23 protein-coding genes are annotated in these 21,844 nt (G+C 29.9%); 18 read left to right on the forward strand and 5 right to left on the reverse strand.

Going from position 1 to position 21,844, the window contains the following annotated elements:
- Position 1 precedes the first annotated feature (1 nt).
- Genes ABXT48_RS00895 through tkt form a run of 3 tightly spaced genes read right to left on the reverse strand, consistent with a single transcriptional unit; the run spans position 2 to position 4,148 of the window.
- Positions 2-1,180: a phosphoglycerate kinase gene (locus ABXT48_RS00895; RefSeq protein WP_415286629.1), complete on the reverse strand. Its 1,179-nt coding sequence runs from the start codon at positions 1,178-1,180 to the stop codon at positions 2-4.
- Positions 1,180-2,187, reverse strand: coding sequence for a type I glyceraldehyde-3-phosphate dehydrogenase (gene gap / locus ABXT48_RS00900; protein ID WP_415286630.1), 1,008 nt, complete (start codon positions 2,185-2,187; stop codon positions 1,180-1,182). Before gap ends, ABXT48_RS00895 begins: the two co-directional genes overlap by 1 nt.
- 2 nt (positions 2,188-2,189) lie before the next feature.
- Entirely contained in the window at positions 2,190-4,148 is a 1,959-nt protein-coding gene (gene tkt, locus ABXT48_RS00905) for a transketolase (RefSeq protein WP_415286631.1), read from the reverse strand.
- Positions 4,149-4,201: 53 nt separating this feature from the next.
- On the opposite strand from tkt, the gene ABXT48_RS00910 reads away from it, so the two are divergent.
- From ABXT48_RS00910 to ABXT48_RS00995, 18 genes are all read left to right on the forward strand, one after another.
- On the forward strand, positions 4,202-4,525 hold the full coding sequence (locus tag ABXT48_RS00910; protein WP_271512518.1) for a 5-formyltetrahydrofolate cyclo-ligase: 324 nt from the start codon (positions 4,202-4,204) through the stop codon (positions 4,523-4,525).
- A complete protein-coding gene (zapA, locus tag ABXT48_RS00915) occupies positions 4,513-4,959 on the forward strand; it encodes a cell division protein ZapA (protein WP_415286632.1) in 447 nt (148 codons plus the stop codon). The genes ABXT48_RS00910 and zapA overlap by 13 nt, the downstream gene beginning before the upstream one ends.
- 242 nt (positions 4,960-5,201) lie before the next feature.
- Positions 5,202-5,510, forward strand: a complete 309-nt coding sequence (locus ABXT48_RS00920) for a 5-formyltetrahydrofolate cyclo-ligase (protein ID WP_415303028.1) — start codon at positions 5,202-5,204, stop codon at positions 5,508-5,510.
- A complete protein-coding gene (locus ABXT48_RS00925) occupies positions 5,507-6,313 on the forward strand; it encodes a TIGR00282 family metallophosphoesterase (RefSeq protein ID WP_415286634.1) in 807 nt (268 codons plus the stop codon). Before ABXT48_RS00920 ends, ABXT48_RS00925 begins: the two co-directional genes overlap by 4 nt.
- A gap of 5 nt (positions 6,314-6,318) precedes the next feature.
- Positions 6,319-7,044 carry a YebC/PmpR family DNA-binding transcriptional regulator gene (locus ABXT48_RS00930; protein ID WP_415286635.1) on the forward strand — a complete coding sequence of 242 codons (726 nt, stop codon included), beginning with the start codon at positions 6,319-6,321 and terminating at the stop codon, positions 7,042-7,044.
- Positions 7,044-7,538, forward strand: a complete 495-nt coding sequence (locus ABXT48_RS00935) for a crossover junction endodeoxyribonuclease (protein ID WP_271485875.1) — start codon at positions 7,044-7,046, stop codon at positions 7,536-7,538. The genes ABXT48_RS00930 and ABXT48_RS00935 overlap by 1 nt, the downstream gene beginning before the upstream one ends.
- Positions 7,539-7,591: 53 nt before the next feature.
- The gene (tolQ, locus tag ABXT48_RS00940; RefSeq protein WP_020169142.1) at positions 7,592-8,266 is read left to right on the forward strand and encodes a protein TolQ; all 675 of its coding nucleotides are present in this window, start codon (positions 7,592-7,594) and stop codon (positions 8,264-8,266) included.
- Position 8,267: 1 nt separating this feature from the next.
- The gene (tolR, locus tag ABXT48_RS00945; protein WP_415286636.1) at positions 8,268-8,684 is read left to right on the forward strand and encodes a protein TolR; all 417 of its coding nucleotides are present in this window, start codon (positions 8,268-8,270) and stop codon (positions 8,682-8,684) included.
- 5 nt (positions 8,685-8,689) lie between these two features.
- On the forward strand, positions 8,690-9,499 hold the full coding sequence (locus ABXT48_RS00950; protein ID WP_415286637.1) for a cell envelope biogenesis protein TolA: 810 nt from the start codon (positions 8,690-8,692) through the stop codon (positions 9,497-9,499).
- Positions 9,500-9,501: 2 nt separating this feature from the next.
- Positions 9,502-10,842, forward strand: a complete 1,341-nt coding sequence (gene tolB, locus ABXT48_RS00955) for a Tol-Pal system beta propeller repeat protein TolB (protein ID WP_415286638.1) — start codon at positions 9,502-9,504, stop codon at positions 10,840-10,842.
- A gap of 89 nt (positions 10,843-10,931) precedes the next feature.
- On the forward strand, positions 10,932-11,414 hold the full coding sequence (pal, locus tag ABXT48_RS00960) for a peptidoglycan-associated lipoprotein Pal (protein WP_415286639.1): 483 nt from the start codon (positions 10,932-10,934) through the stop codon (positions 11,412-11,414).
- 87 nt (positions 11,415-11,501) lie between these two features.
- Positions 11,502-12,470, forward strand: a complete 969-nt coding sequence (ybgF, locus tag ABXT48_RS00965; RefSeq protein WP_415286640.1) for a tol-pal system protein YbgF — start codon at positions 11,502-11,504, stop codon at positions 12,468-12,470.
- Entirely contained in the window at positions 12,430-13,485 is a 1,056-nt protein-coding gene (tilS, locus tag ABXT48_RS00970; RefSeq protein WP_415286641.1) for a tRNA lysidine(34) synthetase TilS, read from the forward strand. The genes ybgF and tilS overlap by 41 nt, the downstream gene beginning before the upstream one ends.
- 51 nt (positions 13,486-13,536) lie before the next feature.
- A complete protein-coding gene (ftsH, locus tag ABXT48_RS00975; protein WP_415287120.1) occupies positions 13,537-15,423 on the forward strand; it encodes an ATP-dependent zinc metalloprotease FtsH in 1,887 nt (628 codons plus the stop codon).
- 6 nt (positions 15,424-15,429) lie between these two features.
- Positions 15,430-16,482, forward strand: coding sequence for a dihydropteroate synthase (folP, locus tag ABXT48_RS00980; protein ID WP_415286642.1), 1,053 nt, complete (start codon positions 15,430-15,432; stop codon positions 16,480-16,482).
- The gene (glmM, locus tag ABXT48_RS00985; RefSeq protein WP_415286643.1) at positions 16,482-17,813 is read left to right on the forward strand and encodes a phosphoglucosamine mutase; all 1,332 of its coding nucleotides are present in this window, start codon (positions 16,482-16,484) and stop codon (positions 17,811-17,813) included. Before folP ends, glmM begins: the two co-directional genes overlap by 1 nt.
- A 1-nt stretch (position 17,814) precedes the next feature.
- Complete coding sequence (gene thiD, locus ABXT48_RS00990; RefSeq protein ID WP_415286644.1) at positions 17,815-18,627, forward strand: bifunctional hydroxymethylpyrimidine kinase/phosphomethylpyrimidine kinase; 813 nt, start codon at positions 17,815-17,817, stop codon at positions 18,625-18,627.
- Positions 18,627-19,919, forward strand: coding sequence for an adenylosuccinate synthase (locus ABXT48_RS00995; protein WP_415286645.1), 1,293 nt, complete (start codon positions 18,627-18,629; stop codon positions 19,917-19,919). The genes thiD and ABXT48_RS00995 overlap by 1 nt, the downstream gene beginning before the upstream one ends.
- On the opposite strand, the gene rpoH is transcribed toward ABXT48_RS00995, so the two are convergent.
- Positions 19,916-20,797, reverse strand: coding sequence for an RNA polymerase sigma factor RpoH (rpoH, locus tag ABXT48_RS01000; protein WP_415286646.1), 882 nt, complete (start codon positions 20,795-20,797; stop codon positions 19,916-19,918). The two genes, ABXT48_RS00995 and rpoH, sit on opposite strands and share 4 nt — an antisense overlap.
- A gap of 54 nt (positions 20,798-20,851) precedes the next feature.
- Positions 20,852-21,832: an RluA family pseudouridine synthase gene (locus ABXT48_RS01005; RefSeq protein WP_415278511.1), complete on the reverse strand. Its 981-nt coding sequence runs from the start codon at positions 21,830-21,832 to the stop codon at positions 20,852-20,854.
- Positions 21,833-21,844: the final 12 nt, after the last annotated feature.

The following is a 21,844-nucleotide window of genomic DNA, read 5'->3' on the forward strand; positions in this document are numbered from 1 at the left end:
TTTAATTAAGAGCCTTTATACCAGGAAGTTCTTTTCCTTCAAGATATTCCAAAAAAGCACCACCCGCAGTTGAAACAAAATTAAAATTACTAATTGCTCCAATGCTATTCAAAAGAGAAACGGTATCACCACCACCTGCAACTGAGTAAATTGTATTATTCTTATTTTTTTCAATAATTTTTTTTGCTATTTCAAAACTTCCTTTGGCAAAATTAGGATTTTCAAAATAACCTGCAGGCCCATTCCACAAGATAGTACTACTTTCTTCAATTAATAAATCAATAGCCTTAATTGTTTTAGGGCCAATATCTAAGATTAATTCATTTTTAGAAATATTATTTAGTTCTTTTATTTCAGCTGATCCATCTAACTTTTTCCCTACGGCAACATCCTCAGGGTAAATTATCTTACAGTTTTCTTTTTTTGATAAAGAAAATATTTCTTCAATAATTTTATCACAATTATCTTCTTGAATAGATTTTCCAATTTCATACTCTTTATATTTGAGTATATTATTGGCCATCCCACCAACTATTATAATATTATCAAATTTAGTAATCAAATTCTTAATTATATTAATTTTAGAAGATATTTTAGAACCACCTATGATGCATGTTATAGGTCTACGAATCTCAGATGTAATTTTAGTTAGTGCATCAATTTCTAAATTTAATTGAAGGCCAGCGTATGAAGGTATAAATTTGGTGATTTCAAAAATTGAGGCATGAGCCCTATGTGAACATGAGAAAGCATCATTGACATAAATATCAGCTAGACTTGCTAAATGTTTTGCAAAACTATTGTCATTTTTTTCTTCTTCTTCATAGAATCTAATATTTTCAAGTATTACAATTTTTTCATCCTGTTCATTAAATAAATCGGTAGATTTAATTTCTTTTATATTTTTTGAAATTAGTCTTATATTTTCATTTAGTTTATTTTTTAGATCTTCACAAATTGGCTTAAGGGAGAATTCATTTACAACTTTGCCATTGGGTCTGCCCACATGAGATAGTATTATAATTTTTGCTTCATTTTTTAATAAAAAATTAATAGTAGGTAAAATTTTATCTATTCGAGTGGTGTCAGTAATTTTTCCATTATCTAATGGAACATTTAAATCCAACCTAAGTAATACTTTTTTTTGATTGAGATTAATCTCGTCTTGAATGTTTCTCATTAAGAGATTTGATGAAGATGTTCTGCTATGTCACACATCCTATTAGAAAAGCCCCATTCGTTATCATACCACGCTGAAATTTTTCCCATATTTTTACCAACTATATTAGTTAAAGACAAATCAACAATTGCAGAAGCTGAATTATGATTGAAATCAATTGAAACTAATTTTTCTAACGTAACTTCCAAAACTTTTTTTGACTGTTCTTTAGAAGCGATAGTAAATGCCTCATTAATTGTTTCTTTGCTCACCTCTTTCTTTGTACAAAAAACTAGCTCTATAAGCGAAACATTTGGGGTAGGCACTCTCATTGCAATACCTTCAAGCTTCCCTTTTAACGATGGTATAATTTCACCGATTGCTTTTGAAGCACCCGTAGAAGTTGGTACAATAGATTGACTGGCAGATCTTGCTCTTCTAGGATCTTTATGGGAATTGTCTAAAATTCTTTGATCACTAGTGAAAGCATGAATAGTTGTCATAAACCCCTTTTCAATTTCAAAAGTTTGATTTAAAATATTAGCAACAGGTGCAAGACAGTTAGTTGTACAAGAGGCTGCAGAAATAATTTGATCATCTTTTGTCAAAATATTTTCATTTACTCCATAGACAATTGTCTTATCAGCATTTTTGCATGGAGCAGAAACTATAACTTTTTTAGCCCCATTTTTTATATGAGCTAATAATTTTTCTTTTGAATTAAATTTTCCAGTGCATTCAAAAACATAATCAACATCAAATTTTTTCCAATTGATATCTTCAATACTGGATTCTTGTGAAAATGTTATTTTATTATTATTAATAATTAAATGTTTTTCATCATAATTTAAATCTGCATTAAATTTACCATGAATAGAGTCATATTTAATTAAAGAACAGCTGGCTTCAGTATTTGATCGGTTATTGATGTGTTTAATTTCTATGTTTTTGTTTTGGCTTTCAATGATAGCTCTAATTACCATTCTTCCAATTCTTCCCATTCCATTGATACCAACTTTTATTGTCATATTTAACTTTTTATTAGTTTTCTAGTTTTTTGTGAAATATTTTGAACTGTTAATCCAAAATATTTATAAATTTCTTTGTATGGTGCGCTTTTACCAAATGTATCAATTCCAAAAGCTAAACCCTCAGTTCCAATATATTTTTTCCAACAATCTGTTGAAGCAGCTTCAATAGATATTTTAAATTTAGCTTCATCAAGAATTTTTTTCTTATGTGATTTTGATTGCAAATCAAAAATATCTTGGCATGGTACTGAAACAACTTTAGAGTATATCTTATCTTTGGCTAATTTATGGCTAGTTTCAATTGCTAAATTAACCTCAGAACCACTAGCAAATATCGTTAAATTAATTTTTTTATTAGTTCTTAAAACCTCATAAGCACCTAAAGAGCATTTATTTATATTTGAATATTTTTTTCTAATAGGCTCAAGGTTTTGTCTAGTTAATGATAAGACACTTGGTGTCTTTGAGTTTTTTAATGCCAATTCCCAACATTCAATAGTTTCCATTCTGTCTGCTGGTCTAAAAACATTTAAATTAGGAATAGATCTTAATCCAGACAATTGTTCTATCGGCTGGTGTGTTGGACCATCTTCCCCTAAGCCAATTGAGTCGTGGGTCATTACATAAATAACTCGCTGTTGCATCAAAGCTGACAAACGGATGGAAGGTTTACAGTAATCAGAAAATATTAAAAAAGTTCCCCCATATGGAATAAATTTACTATGAAGTGCCAGTCCATTCATTATTCCAGACATGGCGTGCTCTCTAACCCCATAGTGAATATAATCGCCATTAAAATTGCCAGAATTAATAGAATTATGATGTTTTGTTTTGGTGTTGTTGGATCCCGCTAAATCAGCTGAACCACCAATTAATGTATTATTTTCTTTCGTAAGAGCATTAAGGGTTAACTCAGAAGCTTTTCTTGAGGCTAGACTTTTGTTTTCTTTAAGAGAATTTTGTTTTTCACTCTTTAAAGCTTTAGAGAAATTATTTTTAAAGACTTTATCTACTAAATTTTTTTTTCTTTTATAAATTTTACTCCATACAGAATCAAGTTTTGCACCCTTGTTACCAACCTTTCTCCACTCATTTAAAATATTTTTAGGAATCTCAAAAGGTTTGTGCTTCCAGTCTAGCACTTTTCTAACTAATTTGATTTCATCTAAACCAATTGGACTACCGTGCGAAGAGGCTTTACCAGATTTATTAGGTGAGCCATAACCAATTTTTGTTTTGCATGAAATAACAGTTGGTCTTTTTGCATTTTGAACTCTTTTTAATGCTGTAAAAATTTCTTTTTCATTATGACCATTAATTAGTATGTAATCCCAACCATAACTTTCAAATCTCTTTTTGAAATTGTCTGAAACTGCCAAGCTAGTTGGTCCATCAATAGATACTGAATTGTTATCAAAAAGCATAACTAGATTTTTTAATTTTAAGTGTCCAGCTAAACTCATTGCTTCATGGCTAATGCCTTCCATTAAACATCCGTCTCCAGCTAAAACATAAGTTTTATGGTTTATTATTTCTTTACCTAGTTTTTTCTTTAAAATTTCTTCTGCAATAGCAAACCCAACTGAATTAGCAATTCCCTGTCCAAGAGGACCCGTCGTCGTTTCAATACCTGTACCAGGGTGATATTCAGGGTGACCCGCACAAATAGATTTCAATTGTCTAAAATTTTTAATATCATTCAAGGAAATACTTTTGTACCCAGTTAAATGTAATAAAGAGTAAAGAAGCATAGACCCATGACCAGCAGATAAAACAAATCTGTCTCTATTCAGCCAGTTAGGATTTTTTGGATTAAATCTAAGAAAATTTTTAAATAAAACTGTTGCTACGTCTGCCATACCCATTGGCATCCCAGGATGGCCTGAATTTGCTTTTTGTACAGCATCTATCGATAAAAACCTTATTGCGTTTGATAAATCTTTATGTAATTTGTTCAAAAATATCCTATCTAGACTTAGAAGACTCAATTTAATAATATAAATATATATATATGAAAACAGACAGTGAAAAAGAAAAAAAGCTTAGTTTTGCACTTAATAAATTAAAGAGTTTAAATTTACAAAACCCAACGTTAAAGTCTAATTTAGAAAACTTAAACATTCAAAAAAATCAATTAGAAATTGAAAAAAAACAAATAGAAGAAAAATATCAAAATTTAGAAAGTGAATACAAAGCTCTTAATCAAAAATTAGAAGATATTAACAAGCAAAAAATAGATGAACAAAAAAAAGAAACAGAATTTTCAGAAAAAATAGATGAATTAAATCAAGAAACAGATACTTTATTAGAGGAAATAGATAAATGGCAAATGTAAATATTAAATTTAACGGTAAAGAATTTCTATTATCTTGTGATGATGGGCAAGAAGAACACTTAGAAGAATTGTTAACTCATATTAATGAAAAATTTAATAGTTTAAAGAATGACCTAGGAAACATAGGAGAAAATAAACTTCTATTAATCACTTCAGTTCAGATAATGGATGGGTATTTTGAAACTAAAAAAAAAGTAGAACAGAAAAAAACTGAGTTACAAAATTTATCAAATAAATTTAGAGAATTGAAATCATTAGTTTATGATTATAAAGATAAAAAAGAAGATGAGATGAAAGAATTACAGGAAGATCATGAGAGTTTTAAAAAAGAAATAGAAAAAAATAAAGAAGATTATGAAAAAATAATCGAAGCAGCTGCAGATGAAATTGAAAATTTTGTTGAAAAAGCAAATTTAGAAAATCCAGTTCAGTAGATTTGTGTTAAAGTCTAAATTAAGAAGGGAAATTCTTAAATTTAGGCAAAAATTTAATACAAAAAATATTCAAATCAATTTTAATCAAATCATAAAAATTCTTAAAAAAGAAAAGATAACAAATAAGATTATAGGTGGATATTATCCAGTAAACTTTGAGATAGATAGCTTGACACTATTAAAAAAATTTAAAAAAAAAAAATTTTAATATTTCTTTGCCTGTAATTAAGAAAAACTTTCAAATGGATTTTCATTCATGGTCATTCTCTGAGCCTTTAAAAATAAATAAATATGGGATACCTGAGCCAGAAAACAAAAATATAGTTTACCCTGATGTTTTATTAATTCCCTTGGTAGCATTTGATAAAAATTTGAACAGACTTGGATATGGTGGTGGATATTATGATCGATTAATTAAAAAATTATCAAAAAAAAAAAATATTATAAAGATAGGTTTAGCTTTTTCAGTTCAAGAAATTGATAAAGTGCCAATTAACATGTATGATCAAAAATTAGATTATATTGTAACAAATAAAAATATTATAAAATGAAAATACTTTTCTTAGGTGATGTAGTTGGTATTTCAGGGCGATCAATGGTTCTGAATAATCTACTCTCAAAAATTAAAAATGAAAAAATTGATTTTGTAGTTGTTAATGGTGAGAATGCAGCTGACTCAGGTGTTGGTCTTACAGAGGAAATATGTAAAGATTTTTTTAATTGTGGAGTAGATGTTATTACAACGGGTAATCATGTGTGGGATCAAAAAGAAACAATGTCTCATATTGAAAAAGAAAATCGACTTCTTAGACCTAAAAATTTATTTGAGCCATCTCCAGGAAAGGGCTTTGGAATATTTACTGCTAAAAATGGTATGAGAGTGGGAGTACTTAATTTGATGGGAAATGTTTTTATGAAGAAATGTGAAGATGTATTTGAAGCAGCTGAAAAATTTATGAAAAAATATAAGCTTAAAGAAGATTATGATTTTTTATTGGTCGATTTTCATGGAGAAATAACAAGTGAAAAAGCAGCTATGGGTCATTTTTTTGATGGTAAAGCAACATTGGTTGTTGGAACTCACACACATATTCCAACAAATGATACTAGAATATTAAAAGGTGGTACTGCTTATCAAACAGATGCAGGAATGTGTGGTGACTACGACTCAGTTATTGGAATGAATAAAGAGAATTCAATTAATAGGTTTTTAAAAAAAAAGTCTACAAAGCACTTTCCATCAATTGGCGAAGCTAGTTTGTGTGGTGTGATTGTTGAATGTGATATAGAAACAGGGTTAGCTAAAAATGTAGAAAATTTTATATATGGAGGAGAATTAAAAAATTCTCAATAATTATTATGTCGGGTCATTCAAAATGGGCAAGTATAAAACACTCTAAGGGAAAAGCAGACAAACAGAGATCTAAAGTATTTTCAAAATTATCTAAAGAGATAAGTGTAGCAGCAAAACTAGGTGATAAAGATCCTGCGATGAACCCAAGACTTAGGTCTGCAATTCAAGCAGCAAAGTCAGCCAACATGCCAAAAGATAATATTGAAAGAGCTATTGCCAAATCTTCCGCTAACTCTGAAACAAATTATGAAAATTTAAGATATGAAGGATTTGGTCCAGATAAAATAGCAGTGATCGTAGAAGCATTAACTGACAATAAAAATAGAACAGCTTCTAATGTTAGATCTATATTTGTAAAAAGTGGTGGTAATTTAGGGACTCAGGGTTCTGCTTCACATAACTTTAATCAGTTAGGGATTATTAAAATTGATAAAAAAGAAATCTCAGATGAACAAATTTTTGAACTAGCAATTGAATCTGGTGCAGATGAATGTATTTCAAATGATGAATTTCATGAAGTTCAATGTCCTATGAACGAAATTTATAATGTAAAAAAAAACTTAGAAAAAACAATTGCAAATTTTATTTCAACGGAGATTGAATGGGTTCCCTTAAATAGTGTAGATGTTGAAAAAGATAAAGTGCAAGCTGCAATAGAGTTTTTAGAAACATTAGAAGATGATGATGATGTTCAAAGTGTTTATTCAAACATAAACTTTATTAATAGTTAATGCTTATTATTGGAATAGATCCAGGAATAACAGGTTCTATTTGTTTTTTTCAAGATGGTAAAATAATTGATGTTATTGAAATGCCAAATATGCCAGAAGGAAAAAAAAATAAAAAACAAGTTAACGGTGCTCAAATTTATTATGAAATTTCTTCAAGAATTAAAGATATAAAAAAGGAAGATATCAAAGTTATAATTGAACAAGTATCAGCTATGCCAGGTCAAGGCGTTACTAGTATGTTTAATTTTGGACAATCATTTGGTATTTTAAAAGGAATCTGTTCTGCAATGCAATTACCAATGTACTTTGTAAGACCGACAAAATGGAAAAAGTATTTTAATCTTATTAATTCAGAAAAAGACGCCAGTAGAACAAAAGCAATAGAGGTATTTCCTTATTTTTCATCAGAGCTATCGAGAAAAAAAGACTCAAATAAAGCTGATGCAATATTAATTGCTAGCTTTTATTACGAAACTTACAAACTAGAAGAATAAATAAAGACTTTAAAAGTCAAATTCATGACACATTTAAGTGTGAAACCTTAAATATGGAAGCTGATATTACATCTCAAGCAGTAGGCCTTGCCTCAAATACTGATTTTTCTTTGTGGAGTTTGTTTTTAAGAGCAGACTTTATTGTAAAGTCAGTAATACTTATGTTGATTGGTTGCTCTATATACTCATGGGCTGTTATTATTGAAAAATTTAGATTATTTAAAAAAATAAATCTAGAATCTGAAGAATTCGAAGAAAAATTTTGGAAATCAAAATCGGCAGAAACTTTTTATAATAGTTTGCCAGCTGATGTAGAAAACCCGACAGCTTTATTGTTTAAAGACACAATGCAAAGCTTATTAAAAGTCAAAAGTAAAACCAACCTAAATGAAAGAATGGCAAGTATACTTGAAGTTAACATTGAAAAACAAATTTCAAAAATAGACAAAGGTTTTACTTTTTTAGCAACTGTTGGTTCAACAGCACCATTTATAGGTTTGTTTGGAACTGTATGGGGAATAATGAACTCATTTCAATCTATAGCAATCTCAAGAAATACAAGTTTAGCAATTGTAGCACCAGGAATAGCAGAAGCCTTATTTGCAACTGCTCTTGGATTATTGGCTGCAATACCTGCGGTTGTTGCTTATAACAAATTTAATAACGATTCAAAAAAATATTCACAAAGATTAGAAAATTTTTCTAAAAGATTTTTATCAATAATATAAAATGGCTTTTAAACTCAATCGTTCATCAAAAGAGCCCATCAGTGAAATAAATGTTACTCCATTTGTTGATGTAATGTTGGTGTTATTAATTATATTTATGGTAACAGCACCATTATTAACAGTTGGAATACAAGTTGATTTACCTGAAAGCTCTGCAGACTCATTACCTGAAGAATTAGAACCATTAACATTATCTATAAATTCTAAAGGTGAAATATTTATTCAAGAGTCTAAAGTTGAGTATAATAAAATAATAGCAAAAATTTTAGCTGTATCTAAAAACAGAACAGACACTAGAATTTATGTCCGAGGAGACAAATCAATAAACTATGGTAGAGTTTTAGAAATAATGGGGATGCTATCTGGTTCTGGCTTTACTAAGGTAGCATTAATTTCTGAGCCATATAAAGAGAGGTAACTAAAGTGAATAGAAATATTGTTATTTCTTTTGGGCTTCATATATTTCTTGTGATAATCACAGCTATGAGTTTACCATTCCTTGCTAAAAAACCGATTGATCTTCCTCCAATTATATCAGTTGAGCTGATTCAAATCACAGACAAAACCAATATTCCTTTTGCACCTAAAGCAAAAAAAATAATAGAGAAGGTTAAAGAAAAAGAAAAAAAATTAGTGTCTGAACAGGCACCACCAAAAAAAATAAAAAAACAAAAGCCAGATGCCGTTCCACTGCCAGATGAAAAAATAGAAAAAATAAAGAAAATTAAAGATGAAAAACAAAACCCTGAAAAGGAAGAGACAGAAATTAAACAAATTTCAGAATTTGAAAAAAAAGAATTATTTGACACCAATAGTATTGCAGCATTAATTGATAAATCTAAGACTGAGAGTGCGGAAACAAATAAAAAATCTAATAAAGTTACCCAAGATCAAGATAAAGAAATGGATTTTGCTGGATTAACTTTAAGTGAAGAAGATGCTCTAAAAGCTCAAATTTTTGGTTGTTGGAGTATTCCTCTAGGATTACCGTTTAACGAAGATTTATTAGTTAGAATTAAGTTACAATTAAAGCCAGATGGCTCTATTATAAAAACTGAAATTCTTGATCATGCTAGAATGAATAGGCCTGGACAAGGATTTTATAAAGTATTAGCTGAAAGTGCATTAAGGGCTATAAAACTTTGTCAACCTCTTAGAGTACCTAGTACAGGTTATGAAAGATGGAAAAATATGCAGTTAAACTTTGATGCTAGAGAAATGTTAGAAGGATAAAAATGTTATTAAGATATTTTTTTATATTATTTATTATTATTCCTATTAAAGCTTTTGCTTTAATCGAAGTTGATATTACTAGAGGAAATTTAAATCCTCTACCAGTTGCTGTATCCCCTTTATCAATAGACAATGAATCAAAAGAAAATTTTAAAAAAATTCTAAAAAAAGAAGATCTTGGATCAGAAATTTCAAAAATTGTTGAAAATAATTTAAGACAATCTGGTCTATTTAATCCACTAGACAAAAATGCATTTCTTCAAGAGCCAGACGTAGCCAATTTAAAACCAAGGTTTGAGGATTGGAATTTAATTAAAGCACAAGCTTTAGTAACAGGCAAGGTCACGTTTGTAGATGAAAAGCTAAGAGTAGAATTTAGATTATGGGATGTTTTAGCTGGAAAAGAAATGATGGCTTTAGCATTTACCACTGTTCCTAGTAACTGGAGAAGAGTAGGTCATATCATTACAGATAAGGTGTATGAACGCTTAACTGGAGAAAAAGGTTATTTTGATACTAGAATTATATATATTGCTGAAGAAGGTCCAAAAACTAATAGAATAAAAAAATTAGCAATAATGGACCAAGATGGTTTCAATAATAAATATTTAACACTTGGAAATGAATTAGTTTTAACACCAAGATTTAGTCCAACAAATCAGATGGTTACATATCTTTCTTATTTTAGAAATTTACCTAGGGTATATTTATTAGATATAGAAACTGGAATGCAAGAAGTAGTAGGAGACTTTCCTGGCATGACATTTGCCCCAAGGTTTTCACCTGATGGAAAAAAAATTATAATGAGTTTTGCTAAAGATGGTAATTCTGATATTTACACTATGGATCTTGAAAACAGAATTGTTGAAAGAATTACCAATCATCCATCAATTGATACGTCACCTTCATATTCACCAGATGGAAAACGAATTACTTTTAACTCAGACAGAAGTGGTTACCAGCAAATTTATGTAATGGATAGTAATGGAAAAAATGTTAAGAGAATTTCATTTGGAAATGGTTTGTATGGAACCCCAGTGTGGTCTCCAAGAGGTGATTTAATTGCATTTACAAAGCTTCATAAAGGAAAATTTTATATTGGAGTAATGAGAACAGACGGAAGCGGCGAAAGACTATTAACAGAAAATTTTTACCAAGAAGCTCCATCATGGTCTCCAAATGGAAGAGTACTTATTTTTTATAGAGAGACCAAGACCAACTCAAAAGGAGAGGGGTTTTCAGCTAAATTGTGGTCTATTGATTTAACGGGGTATAATGAAAAGATGGTTGAAACCGAAACGGACGCATCTGACCCATCGTGGTCATCATTATTAAGTAATTAATGTTTAAATCACTTGATTTTTTAACTTGAAACATCTAATTAGTTGTGAAAAAGTAAGTAAGTAATTCAATTAAGAATTAAGGAGCAAAAATGAACTTAAGTAAAATCTTAAAAAATGCATTTCTAATTATATTAGCAAGTTTAGTATTAACCGCTTGTGCAACAAAAAAAACATCTACATCAGGACAAATGCAAGGTGACATTTATACAGGAACAGATACTGTAAAAGAGCTAGCTAAAGGTGTTCCAGATAGAGTTTTCTTTGCGACTAATGAAACTGTGCTCACAACAGCTTCAAGAGAAACTTTAAGAAAACAAGCTGGATGGTTAAGAAAAAATTCAGATATTAATGTTGTTTTAGAAGGTCACGCCGATGAAAGAGGTACAAGAGAGTACAACTTAGCATTAGGTGAAAGAAGAGCTAATTCAGCAAAAGACTATTTAATGACTTATGGAATTTCTTCAGATAGAATTTCTGTATTAAGTTATGGTAAAGAAAGACCAGTGGATTCTGGATCTAGTCCTTTGGCTTGGTCTAAAAATAGAAGATCAGTTACTGTTAAAGCTAACTAATTAATCTAAATAATTTATAAAAGGCCCTATCACATTTGTGAATAGGGTCTTTTTTTTGCCATCATTATAATTATTACTCAATATATTATGCTTAATTATAAAAAGATAATTCGATTAAAGTTAATATTAATATTTATATTTTTCCCAAATATTATTTTTGCAGATAACCATAATATAAGTGAAATTTTAGAGTTAATTCAAAAAGATCTAAAAACTCTAGAAAAAGCTGTTTATTCAGGATCAACTAATTCAAGTAGTCAAAAAAGCACAAATGAAAACTCAGAAGATGTTTTGACAAGACATCTTTTAAAATTATCTGATATTGAAAAACAATTTCAAGAACTTACTAATAAGTTTGAAGAAATTAATTTCAAGTTAGATAAATTATCAAATAGGCTTTCTAAGGTTCAAGCAGATAATCAGATTAGGTTTCAAGATGTAGAAAATGCTTTGTCATCTGGAGAAGTTGGAAAAAAATTAACCTCAATACCAAAAACAGAGAAAGTTTTGCCAGGCTCTTCACAACCTCAAGATTTAGGTTCTATTTCATATAAAGACACAGAAAGTGGAGAAACAACCCAACAAATACAATCTATAGAAACTACCTCATCTATTGTAACAGAAAATTTTGAATCAGAAAAAAAAATACTTCCAAACGTCTCTCCAGAAAAACAATATGAATTTGCAACTAGTTTTTTAAAGGTAGGTGATTACAGTACTGCAGAAAGAGCTTTTAGAGAATTTGTAATAAATAATTCAGAGCATAAACTAGCAGGTAATGCTCAATATTGGTATGCTGAAACGTTCAGAATAAGACAGCTCTATACAGATGCCGCCACTGCTTATCTTGAAGGATATCAAAAATACCCCAAAGGTGACAAGGCTCCTATAAATTTATTAAAACTTGGTGTATCAATGGTTCAAATAGGAGAAAAAGAGCAAGGTTGTAAAATGATTGTAGGAGTTGAAGAACAATATCCTAAAGCAAATCAATCTGTGCTTCAAAAAGCAAAATATGAATCAAAAAAGTTTGAGTGTTCAAAACAAAACTCATAAACAAATTCTTAGTTTTCTAAAAAATCGAAAAATTTCTAAAGTTTATAGTGAATTCGTTTCCTCTTTAAATGCTAGAAAAAATTTAGCTGTAGCAGTTTCAGGTGGACCCGATAGTTTGGCGCTAGCTTACTTGGCTAAATGCTATTCAATAAAAAATAAAATAACAGTTAAATTCTTTTTAGTTGATCATAAGCTTAGACCCGAGTCGACAAAAGAAGCTACTTCTGTAAAAAAACTTTTACAAAAAGTTGGTATCACATGTAAAGTATTAAGTTGGAAAGGTAAAAAACCTTCTAGAAATATTCAATCTTTAGCAAGAGATGCAAGATATTCTTTATTAGCAAATGAATGTAATAAAAATAATATTAAGCACTTATTATTAGGACATCACGCAAATGATTTATTTGAAAACTTTTTAATTAGAGTGGTTAGGGGAAGTGGGCTAAATGGACTGGTATCTTTTAACAAGAGTGTAAAATATAAAGATGAAGATCTAAATATTTTAAGACCATTACTCAACTTAGAAAAAAATGATTTAATTAATATTTCTAAAATAGTATTTAAGTTTTTTATTAAAGATCCATCCAATACTAATGAGATATATAAAAGAACAAGAATTAGAACTCTATTAGAATCTCTTGGAAAAGAGGGATTAGATTTAAAAAAACTAAAATTAACCATTGATAATTTAAGAGATTCAGACAAATCAATAAAGTTTTATGTTAAAAAAAATTTAAAGGATAATTCTGTACATATTAAAACAAAAGACAGTTGTATTTTAAATCATAATTTTTTTGATCAATCTCATGAAGTTGTTTTTAGATCCTTGACTTTTGTTATTCAAAAAATAGGAAAAAAATATTATCCTGTTAGAGGAAAAAGTATTAATGAGTTGATCAACCGAATAACCCTCAAGACATTTTCAAAAATAACTTTAGGAGGCTGTTTCGTTGAAAGTATTAATGAGACCATATTAATATCAAGAGAAAACACTAATAAAGTTAAAGTTTTGTAACAATTTGACACTTGTTTAATTAATAATAATTATTATCTTACAAGTATGAATATGAAAAATTTAGCCATGTGGGCAGTAATTGTTTTTTTAACAATAGGCCTTTATAATATGTTTAAAAACCCTCAAGCTAATGTGGGCAAAGGAAACTCTATTATATTTTCAGAATTTTTATCAGAAGTTGATAATGGTGGAGTTGTAAAAGTAGACATTCAAGGAAACAATATTAGAGGTGTGCTAGCTAATGGAAATACTTTTTCTACTTATTCACCAAATTATCCAAATTTAATTGAGAAGCTATCTGAAAAAGGTGTAAGTATATCAGCTGCTCCTTTAGAAGCTAAGATGCCTTCTTTGTTTGGAGTTTTATTGTCGTGGTTTCCAATGTTACTATTAATAGCTGTTTGGATTTTCTTTATGAGACAAATGCAAGGTGGCAAAGGTGGGGCCATGGGCTTTGGTAAATCTAAGGCTAAATTGATGAGTGAATTAAAAGGTAAAGTTACCTTTGATGATGTTGCTGGAGTAGAAGAAGCTAAAGAAGAAGTTGAAGAAGTTGTTCAATTTTTAAAAGATCCTAAAAAGTTTAGTAGACTTGGTGGAAAAATACCAAGGGGATGTTTATTAGTTGGTCAACCTGGAACGGGTAAGACTTTACTTGCTAGAGCTATAGCTGGAGAAGCAGGAGTTCCATTCTTTACTATATCAGGATCAGATTTTGTTGAAATGTTTGTAGGCGTTGGAGCCTCAAGAGTTAGAGATATGTTTGAGCAAGGTAAAAAAAATTCACCCTGTATTATTTTCATAGATGAGATCGATGCTGTTGGAAGAAGTAGAGGTGCTGGCCTTGGTGGAGGTAACGATGAAAGAGAACAAACTTTAAACCAACTATTAGTTGAAATGGACGGCTTTGAAACGAATGAAGGTGTAATAATTATTGCGGCTACAAATAGACCTGATGTATTAGACCCTGCATTATTACGACCAGGTAGATTTGATAGACAGGTAGTTGTGGGACTTCCAGATATAATAGGAAGAGAAAAAGTATTAAAAGTTCATGTTAAAAAAATTAAAATGGCTCCTGATGTTAATTTAAGAACAGTAGCTAGAGGAACTCCTGGTTTTTCAGGTGCAGATTTAGCAAATATAGTTAATGAAGCAGCATTACTCGCTGCAAGAAAAAATAAAAGACTAGTTACTCTAACCGAGTTTGAAGAAGCTAGAGATAAAGTGATGATGGGGTCAGAAAGAAGATCCATGGTCATGACTGAAGAAGAAAAAACATTAACAGCTTACCACGAAGCTGGACACGCAATAGTAACTATTAATGAGGATGCAGCTCATCCAATTCATAAAGCAACAATCATTCCAAGAGGTCGAGCCTTAGGAATGGTTATGCAGCTACCTGAGAGAGATCAGCTATCCCAAACAAGAGAACAGCTTCATGCTCAATTAGCTATAGCTATGGGTGGAAGAGTAGCAGAAGAAATCATATTTGGTGAAGATAAAGTTACAACTGGTGCATCTAGTGATATTGAGCAAGCAACACAAAGAGCAAGAGCCATGGTGATGCAAGCAGGCCTTAGTAAAGAGTTGGGACCAGTTGCTTACGGCTCGAATGAAGAAGAAGTATTTTTGGGTAGATCTATTGCTAGAACTCAAAATATGTCTGAAGAAACTTCAAAAAAAGTAGACTCAGAAATTAGAAAAATTGTAGATAAGGGTTATGAAAGAGCAAGAACAGTTTTAACTGAAAAAATTGACGATCTACACAAATTAGCCAAAGCTCTTTTGACTTATGAAACACTTTCAGGTGAAGAAATAGAAAACCTGATAAATAAAAATATATATCCAAGCAATAAAGAAGATTTAAAGGTTGAAGATGAAGATAAAGGCTCAGCTTTAAGCTCAATGGGTCTTAAGCCAAAAATAGTTCATTAAAACTAAATGAAAAAGTATTACACAAGAGCGTGTAATTTTGCTTATGGTAAATCTTCGGTTGAATTAGTTGGAAAAAAAAAAAATCTCCCACTAAACGGTAATAAGAAAATTTCATTTGGAAAAATTGAAATCCTTACACGAACTTCAATTGAAATAATTGACCTTAAGGATATAAAAAAATTACCTAAATCACTAAAAGAAAAAATTAATAAAGATCTAAAAATTATTGTTAAAAAAAATAAAAATTTTTCGAGCTTAAATTTTAATAAAATTCCTAATATAATGGGCATATTAAATTTAACACCAGATAGTTTTTCTGATGGGGGCAAATTTAATAAAAAGAAAACAGGAATATCTCATGCAAAGAATTTATTTAAATTCGGTGCAGACATTGTTGATGTTGGTGGAGAGTCAACGAGACCTGGATCTAAACCTGTAAGTGAAAGGAAAGAATGGAATAGAATAAAAGAAATCATTGAGAGTATTAATAAAAAAATCCCATTATCATTAGATACAAGAAAATCAGAAATTATGAATAAGGGGATTCAAGTAGGAGTTAAGCTAATAAATGATGTATCAGGGCTAAGTTATGACTCAAAAACAGTTGAGATATTGCAAAAAAGTAAAGCTCCATTTGTAATACAACATTCACAAGGTACACCTGAAAAAATGCAAAAAAATCCTAAATATAAAAATGAATTACTAGATATTTATGATTTTTTTGAGCAAAAGATTAAATTTTTAATATCTAAGGGTATAAAACACAATAATATCATGATTGATCCAGGAATTGGTTTTGGAAAAAATTTGAAACATAATATGAATTTAATTAGGAGTGTTTCTATTTTTCATACTCTTGGTTTTCCTATACTACTTGGACTTTCTAGAAAAAAATTTATTAAAGATTTATCTGGAAAAAATGATAGCAAAGATAGATTAGGTGGAACAGTGGCCTCTTCTTTGTACGCAATTATGCAAGGAGTTCAGGTTCTAAGAATTCATGATGTGAATGAGTTGACCCAAAGTATAAAGGTATTTAAAGAGTTAATAAAAAACTGATGGTAAAAAAATATTTTGGAACAGATGGAATAAGAGGTGCTGTTAATAGTAAATATATTAATGGAGACATGTTTTTTAAATTTGGTCTTGCAACAGGGACTTATTTTAAAACTCAAAAAAAAAAGAAACAAATAGCAATAATTGCTAAAGATACGAGATTATCAGGGTATAGCTTAGAACCTGCGCTAGTATCAGGACTTACATCGGCTGGCATGCATGTTTATACATTAGGTCCACTCCCAACCAATGGTTTAGCGATGTTAACAAAACTAATGAAAGCAAACATGGGAATTATGATTACAGCATCCCATAATCCATATCATGACAATGGGTTAAAGTTATTTGGGCCAGACGGATTAAAACTGTCAAATAAAATTGAAAATAAAATTGAAACTTTAATTGATCAAAAAATTGAAAAATCTTTATCACAACCAAAGAAATTAGGTCGGGTAAAAAGGTTAGAAACTGGAAATAAAGATTATATAAAAATTTTAAAAAAAAATTTTCCAAAAGATTTTAATCTTAGAGGTTTAAGAATAGTTATTGATTGTGCAAATGGCGCTGGATACAAAGCTGGACCTGAATTACTAAAATCTTTAGGTGCCAAAGTATTTTCAATTGGGATAAATCCTAATGGACTTAATATTAATAAAAATTGTGGCTCTACGTTTCCAAATAAGATTAAATTTGCAGTAAAAAAATATAAAACACACATAGGAATCTCTCTTGATGGAGATGCTGATAGAATTATTATGTGTGATGAAAAAGGCACTATAATTGATGGAGATCAAATAATTGCTGCAATAGCAATTAGATGGAAAAGAAAAAAAATGTTAAGAGGAGGAGTAGTTGGCACCTTAATGTCTAACTATGGATTAGAAAAATTTTTTAAACTAAATAATATAAAATTTTTAAGATCAGATGTGGGAGATCGTTTTGTAAAAGAAAAAATGCAAAAAAATAATTTTAATTTAGGTGGTGAGCAATCTGGACATATTATTCTAGGTAAATTTGCGACTACTGGAGATGGCTTATTAGTTGCTTTAGAAGTTTTATTTTCTTTAAGAAAAGGAAAAAAAGCTAGTAGTTTTTTTAATACCTTTAAGAAAACTCCACAAATTTTGAAAAATATTAGTGTTAAAGACAGAAGTATAATTAAAAATATCAATATTAAGAATTCTATAAAATTAGCAGAAAAATTAATTAAAGGACAAGGTAGAATATTAGTTAGAAGCTCAGGAACTGAATCTAAAATCAGAGTAATGGGAGAGAGCGATAATAGTAAATTGCTTCAAAAATGTTTTAAAATTGTATTAAAAAAAATTAAATAAATTGAAACCAAAATCTAAAATATTAGTTATTGCAGGATCAGATTCATCGGGGGGTGCTGGTATTCAAGCTGATATTAAAACTATCACTGCTTTAGGATCGTATGCAATGACAGCAATAACAGCTGTCACAATCCAAAATACAACAGGTGTGAAATCAATAGTACCAATTGATCCAAAAGAAATTTCAAATCAAATAGAATTTACCTCAAAAGACATTAAACCTGATGCTGTAAAAATTGGAATGTTACACTCTACAAAAGTAATAAAATCAGTAATTCATTCATTAAATCTTATTAAAGTTAAAAAGATAATTTTAGATCCCGTTATGGTTGCTAAAGGTGGTGCAAAACTTATTGATGATAAGGCAATTCAGTTATTAAAAAATGAACTAATTAAAAAAGTTAGTTTAATAACTCCAAATATTCCAGAGGCTGAAATATTAACTAAAACTAAAATAAGAACAAAAGAAGATATGATTTTTGCTGCCAGTATATTAATTAAATTAGGAGCAAAAAATGTTTTTATAAAAGGTGGTCATTTAGAATCTAAAATTGTCCAAGATATTTTTGTTAATAAAAATGAAATTTTCATTATAAAAAATAAAAGAATTACAACCAGGAATACACATGGCACAGGTTGCACTCTTTCTTCTGCTATTTCTACATTCTTTTCATGTGGAAAAACCCTAAAGAGATCTTGTGAGCTTGCAACTATGTATGTACACAATTCAATAAATTCAAACCTTAAATTTGGTAAAGGTCATGGACCTATCAACCATTTAAGTTCAGTAACAGTAGAAAAAAAATTTAGATAATGAAAAATGTTGTAGTTGTTGGATCCCAATGGGGTGATGAGGGAAAAGGTAAAATAGTTGACTGGCTATCAGACCAAGCAGATGTTGTTATTCGTTTTCAAGGAGGACACAACGCTGGGCACACATTAGTAATAGATGGAATAACTTATAAACTAAGACTACTCCCTTCTGGAATTGTAAGAAAAAATAAAATTTCTATTATAGGAAATGGAGTCGTTGTTGATCCTTGGGCACTATTAGAAGAAATAGAGGAAATTAAATCTAAGGGCGTTGAGGTTAATGTAGATAATTTTATAATTTCAGAATCTGCAAATCTTATTTTGCCATTTCATAGAGAGATGGATGAAATAAGAGAAGATGCTGCTGGAAAAGGAAAAATTGGAACAACAAGAAGAGGAATTGGACCAGCCTACGAAGATAAAGTGGGAAGAAGATCAATCCGTGTTATGGATTTAAGATCTGAAACTAATCTAGACCACAGGTTAGAAACAGTACTTCTTCATCATAATGCAATTAGAAAAGGGTTGGGTAAAAAAATTTTTGAAAAAGATAAACTTAAAGAAGAACTTTTAAAGATTGCTCCAGAAATATTAAAGTTTTCTCAGCCTGTTTGGCTTAGAATTGATGAATTTAAAAAACAAAAAAAAAGAATATTATTTGAAGGTGCGCAAGGAATACTACTTGATGTAGATCATGGAACGTACCCTTTTGTAACATCATCTAATACTGTTGCATCTGCCGCTGCTACAGGAACTGGTTGTGGTCCTAATTCTATTCATTATGTTCTTGGAATAACAAAGGCCTACACAACCAGAGTCGGTGAAGGGCCTTTTCCTACTGAGTTAACAGATGATATTGGAGAATTACTTGGTTCTAGAGGAAAAGAATTTGGTACTGTCACTAGTAGAAAAAGAAGATGTGGTTGGTTTGACGGTGTTTTGGTTAGACAAACAATTAAAATTTCAGGTATAGATGGAATAGCGTTAACTAAATTAGACGTTTTAGATGAATTAGATGAAATTAAAATGTGTGTAGAATATGAACTTGATGGAAAAAAAATGGATTACCTACCAGCTGCTGTTGAAGATCAGCTAAAAATCAAACCAATTTACCAAACTTTCCCTGGCTGGAAGAGTTCTACCCAAGGAATAAAAAATATTGAAGCTTTACCGGAAAATGCCAAAAATTATATCTATGCATTAGAAGATTTTATTGGGACAAAAGTTTCAAGTATCTCAACAAGCCCTGAACGAGAAGATACAATTCTTTTAGAGAATCCTTTTGAAGTTTAGTTTACCGGAAGTAAGTTTTTAGATTTAGCAGATAGCAACATATGTTTTTGAAGCTTCTCAAATGCTTTGTTTTCAATTTGTCTAACTCTCTCTCTACTAATTTTGTATTTTTTACTTAAATCTTCAAGTGTTGTAGCTTCATCATTTAATCTTCTAGAGTACAAAATCTCTCTTTCTCTTTCATTAAGAATTTTTATAGAATCTTTAAGTAAGCTTTGTCTTTGACCCATTTCTTCTTGATGTGCAAATTTAAGATCATGGTCTAGCTCTTTATCTACCAACCAGTCTTGCCACTCGTCACCATCTTCTCCAACTTGAGCATTTAAAGAAAACTCTTTACCTGAAAGTCTTCTATTCATTGAAATGACTTCATCTTTTCTAACATCTAATTTGTTGGCAATTTCATCTACATGTTCAGGTCTTAAGTCACCTTCTGACTGAGGAGCGATTTGATTTTTAATTTTCTTTAAATTAAAAAATAATTTTTTTTGTGCAGTCGTTGTTCCTATTTTTACCAAACTCCAAGATCTTAGAATGTATTCTTGGATAGAAGCTCTAATCCACCACATTGCATAGGTTGCCAATCTAAACCCTTTTTCAGGTTCAAATTTTTTAACAGCTTGCATTAATCCTACATTACCCTCCGAAATCATTTCATTTACTGGAAGACCATATCCTCTATAACCCATCGCAATTTTTGCAACGAGTCTAAGGTGACTAGTAACAAGTTTTTCTGCAGCTTTAACATTGCCTGTTGCCTTCCAATTTTTTGCTAGCATATATTCTTCTTCAGCTGCCAACATAGGAAATTTTTTAATTTGCTCAAGATAGGCAGATAAACCACCTTCATTAGATAGTGCTGGAAGATTACTATTCATTGTAGCGCTCATAAGTTCTATTTATTTAGTTAACTATAGTATTATTTCAAGGGTTTATTTGTCAGTATTTCTAAGCAATACCAAAATATTTTCAAGTTCTTGTGGCAAAATTGAGGTAAAAGTCATTTCATCATTAGTTTTAGGATGAATGAAGCCCAGTGTTTGGGCGTGCAGAAATTGTCTATCTAATTTATAAATTAGGTTTTCTAAACTAGTATCGATATTTTTAAGTTTTTTATATTTTTTTTTATATTTACCATCACCCATAATGCTGTTGCCCATATGTGTCATGTGAACTCTTATCTGATGCGTTCTTCCTGTTTCCAATCTACATTCGACCAAACTTAGTGTGGGTGTTTTATCATTTTCAAAAATCTCTATAGTTTTGTAATTAGTGATTGCTCTTTTACCTTTAGAACTACTAACCTCCATCATTTGTCTATTTTTTGAACTTCTAGTTATGAAGGTATCAATTTTCCCAGAGGAAGGTCTAAGTTTTCCCCAAATTAAGAGCTGATAAACTCTTGTAATCGTGTGCTCGCTAAATTGATGAGATAAATTTTCATGTGTTACGTTATTTTTAGCTATAACTATTAATCCAGAAGTATCTTTGTCTATTCTGTGCACAATACCAGGTCTTAACTCATCTCCAATTGTAGATAGTGAATCTTTATTATAATGCATTAAGGCATTAACAATTGTTTCATCATAATTACCAGCACCTGGATGCATAATTATTCCAGCTGGCTTATCAATTACTAATAAATCATCATCCTCATAAACAATTTCTAATTTAAAATCATAAGGTTTTAAAGAGGCCTCTTTTGGTTCTGGAATTTGAAGATCAATTTTATCACCAGTAGATATTTTTTTTGAAGGACTGTTAACGATTACATTATTTAATTTTAATTTTTCTTTAAGAATTAAATTTTTGATTCTAGTTCTACTAATCAACTCCTCTCTTTTGTTGACGAATACATCAAGTCGAAGGTTATTCTCGTCTGTTTCAACTATTAAATTAATGTTTTTTTCCATAAAATGTAATAT

The organism is Candidatus Pelagibacter sp. Uisw_101, from assembly GCF_047727615.1.
GTDB lineage: Bacteria > Pseudomonadota > Alphaproteobacteria > Pelagibacterales > Pelagibacteraceae > Pelagibacter.

Coding starts and splice junctions, on each gene's coding strand:
- ABXT48_RS00895 (WP_415286629.1), bottom strand. CDS start 1,180: ATGAGAAACATTCAAGACGAGATTAATCTCAATCAAAAAAAAGTATTA.
- gap (WP_415286630.1), bottom strand. CDS start 2,187: ATGACAATAAAAGTTGGTATCAATGGAATGGGAAGAATTGGAAGAATG.
- ABXT48_RS00910 (WP_271512518.1), top strand. CDS start 4,202: ATGAAAACAGACAGTGAAAAAGAAAAAAAGCTTAGTTTTGCACTTAAT.
- zapA (WP_415286632.1), top strand. CDS start 4,513: ATGGCAAATGTAAATATTAAATTTAACGGTAAAGAATTTCTATTATCT.
- ABXT48_RS00920 (WP_415303028.1), top strand. CDS start 5,202: ATGGATTTTCATTCATGGTCATTCTCTGAGCCTTTAAAAATAAATAAA.
- ABXT48_RS00925 (WP_415286634.1), top strand. CDS start 5,507: ATGAAAATACTTTTCTTAGGTGATGTAGTTGGTATTTCAGGGCGATCA.
- ABXT48_RS00930 (WP_415286635.1), top strand. CDS start 6,319: ATGTCGGGTCATTCAAAATGGGCAAGTATAAAACACTCTAAGGGAAAA.
- ABXT48_RS00935 (WP_271485875.1), top strand. CDS start 7,044: ATGCTTATTATTGGAATAGATCCAGGAATAACAGGTTCTATTTGTTTT.
- tolQ (WP_020169142.1), top strand. CDS start 7,592: ATGGAAGCTGATATTACATCTCAAGCAGTAGGCCTTGCCTCAAATACT.
- tolR (WP_415286636.1), top strand. CDS start 8,268: ATGGCTTTTAAACTCAATCGTTCATCAAAAGAGCCCATCAGTGAAATA.
- tolB (WP_415286638.1), top strand. CDS start 9,502: ATGTTATTAAGATATTTTTTTATATTATTTATTATTATTCCTATTAAA.
- pal (WP_415286639.1), top strand. CDS start 10,932: ATGAACTTAAGTAAAATCTTAAAAAATGCATTTCTAATTATATTAGCA.
- ybgF (WP_415286640.1), top strand. CDS start 11,502: ATGCTTAATTATAAAAAGATAATTCGATTAAAGTTAATATTAATATTT.
- tilS (WP_415286641.1), top strand. CDS start 12,430: ATGAATCAAAAAAGTTTGAGTGTTCAAAACAAAACTCATAAACAAATT.
- ftsH (WP_415287120.1), top strand. CDS start 13,537: ATGAAAAATTTAGCCATGTGGGCAGTAATTGTTTTTTTAACAATAGGC.
- folP (WP_415286642.1), top strand. CDS start 15,430: ATGAAAAAGTATTACACAAGAGCGTGTAATTTTGCTTATGGTAAATCT.
- glmM (WP_415286643.1), top strand. CDS start 16,482: ATGGTAAAAAAATATTTTGGAACAGATGGAATAAGAGGTGCTGTTAAT.
- ABXT48_RS00995 (WP_415286645.1), top strand. CDS start 18,627: ATGAAAAATGTTGTAGTTGTTGGATCCCAATGGGGTGATGAGGGAAAA.
- rpoH (WP_415286646.1), bottom strand. CDS start 20,797: ATGAATAGTAATCTTCCAGCACTATCTAATGAAGGTGGTTTATCTGCC.
- ABXT48_RS01005 (WP_415278511.1), bottom strand. CDS start 21,832: ATGGAAAAAAACATTAATTTAATAGTTGAAACAGACGAGAATAACCTT.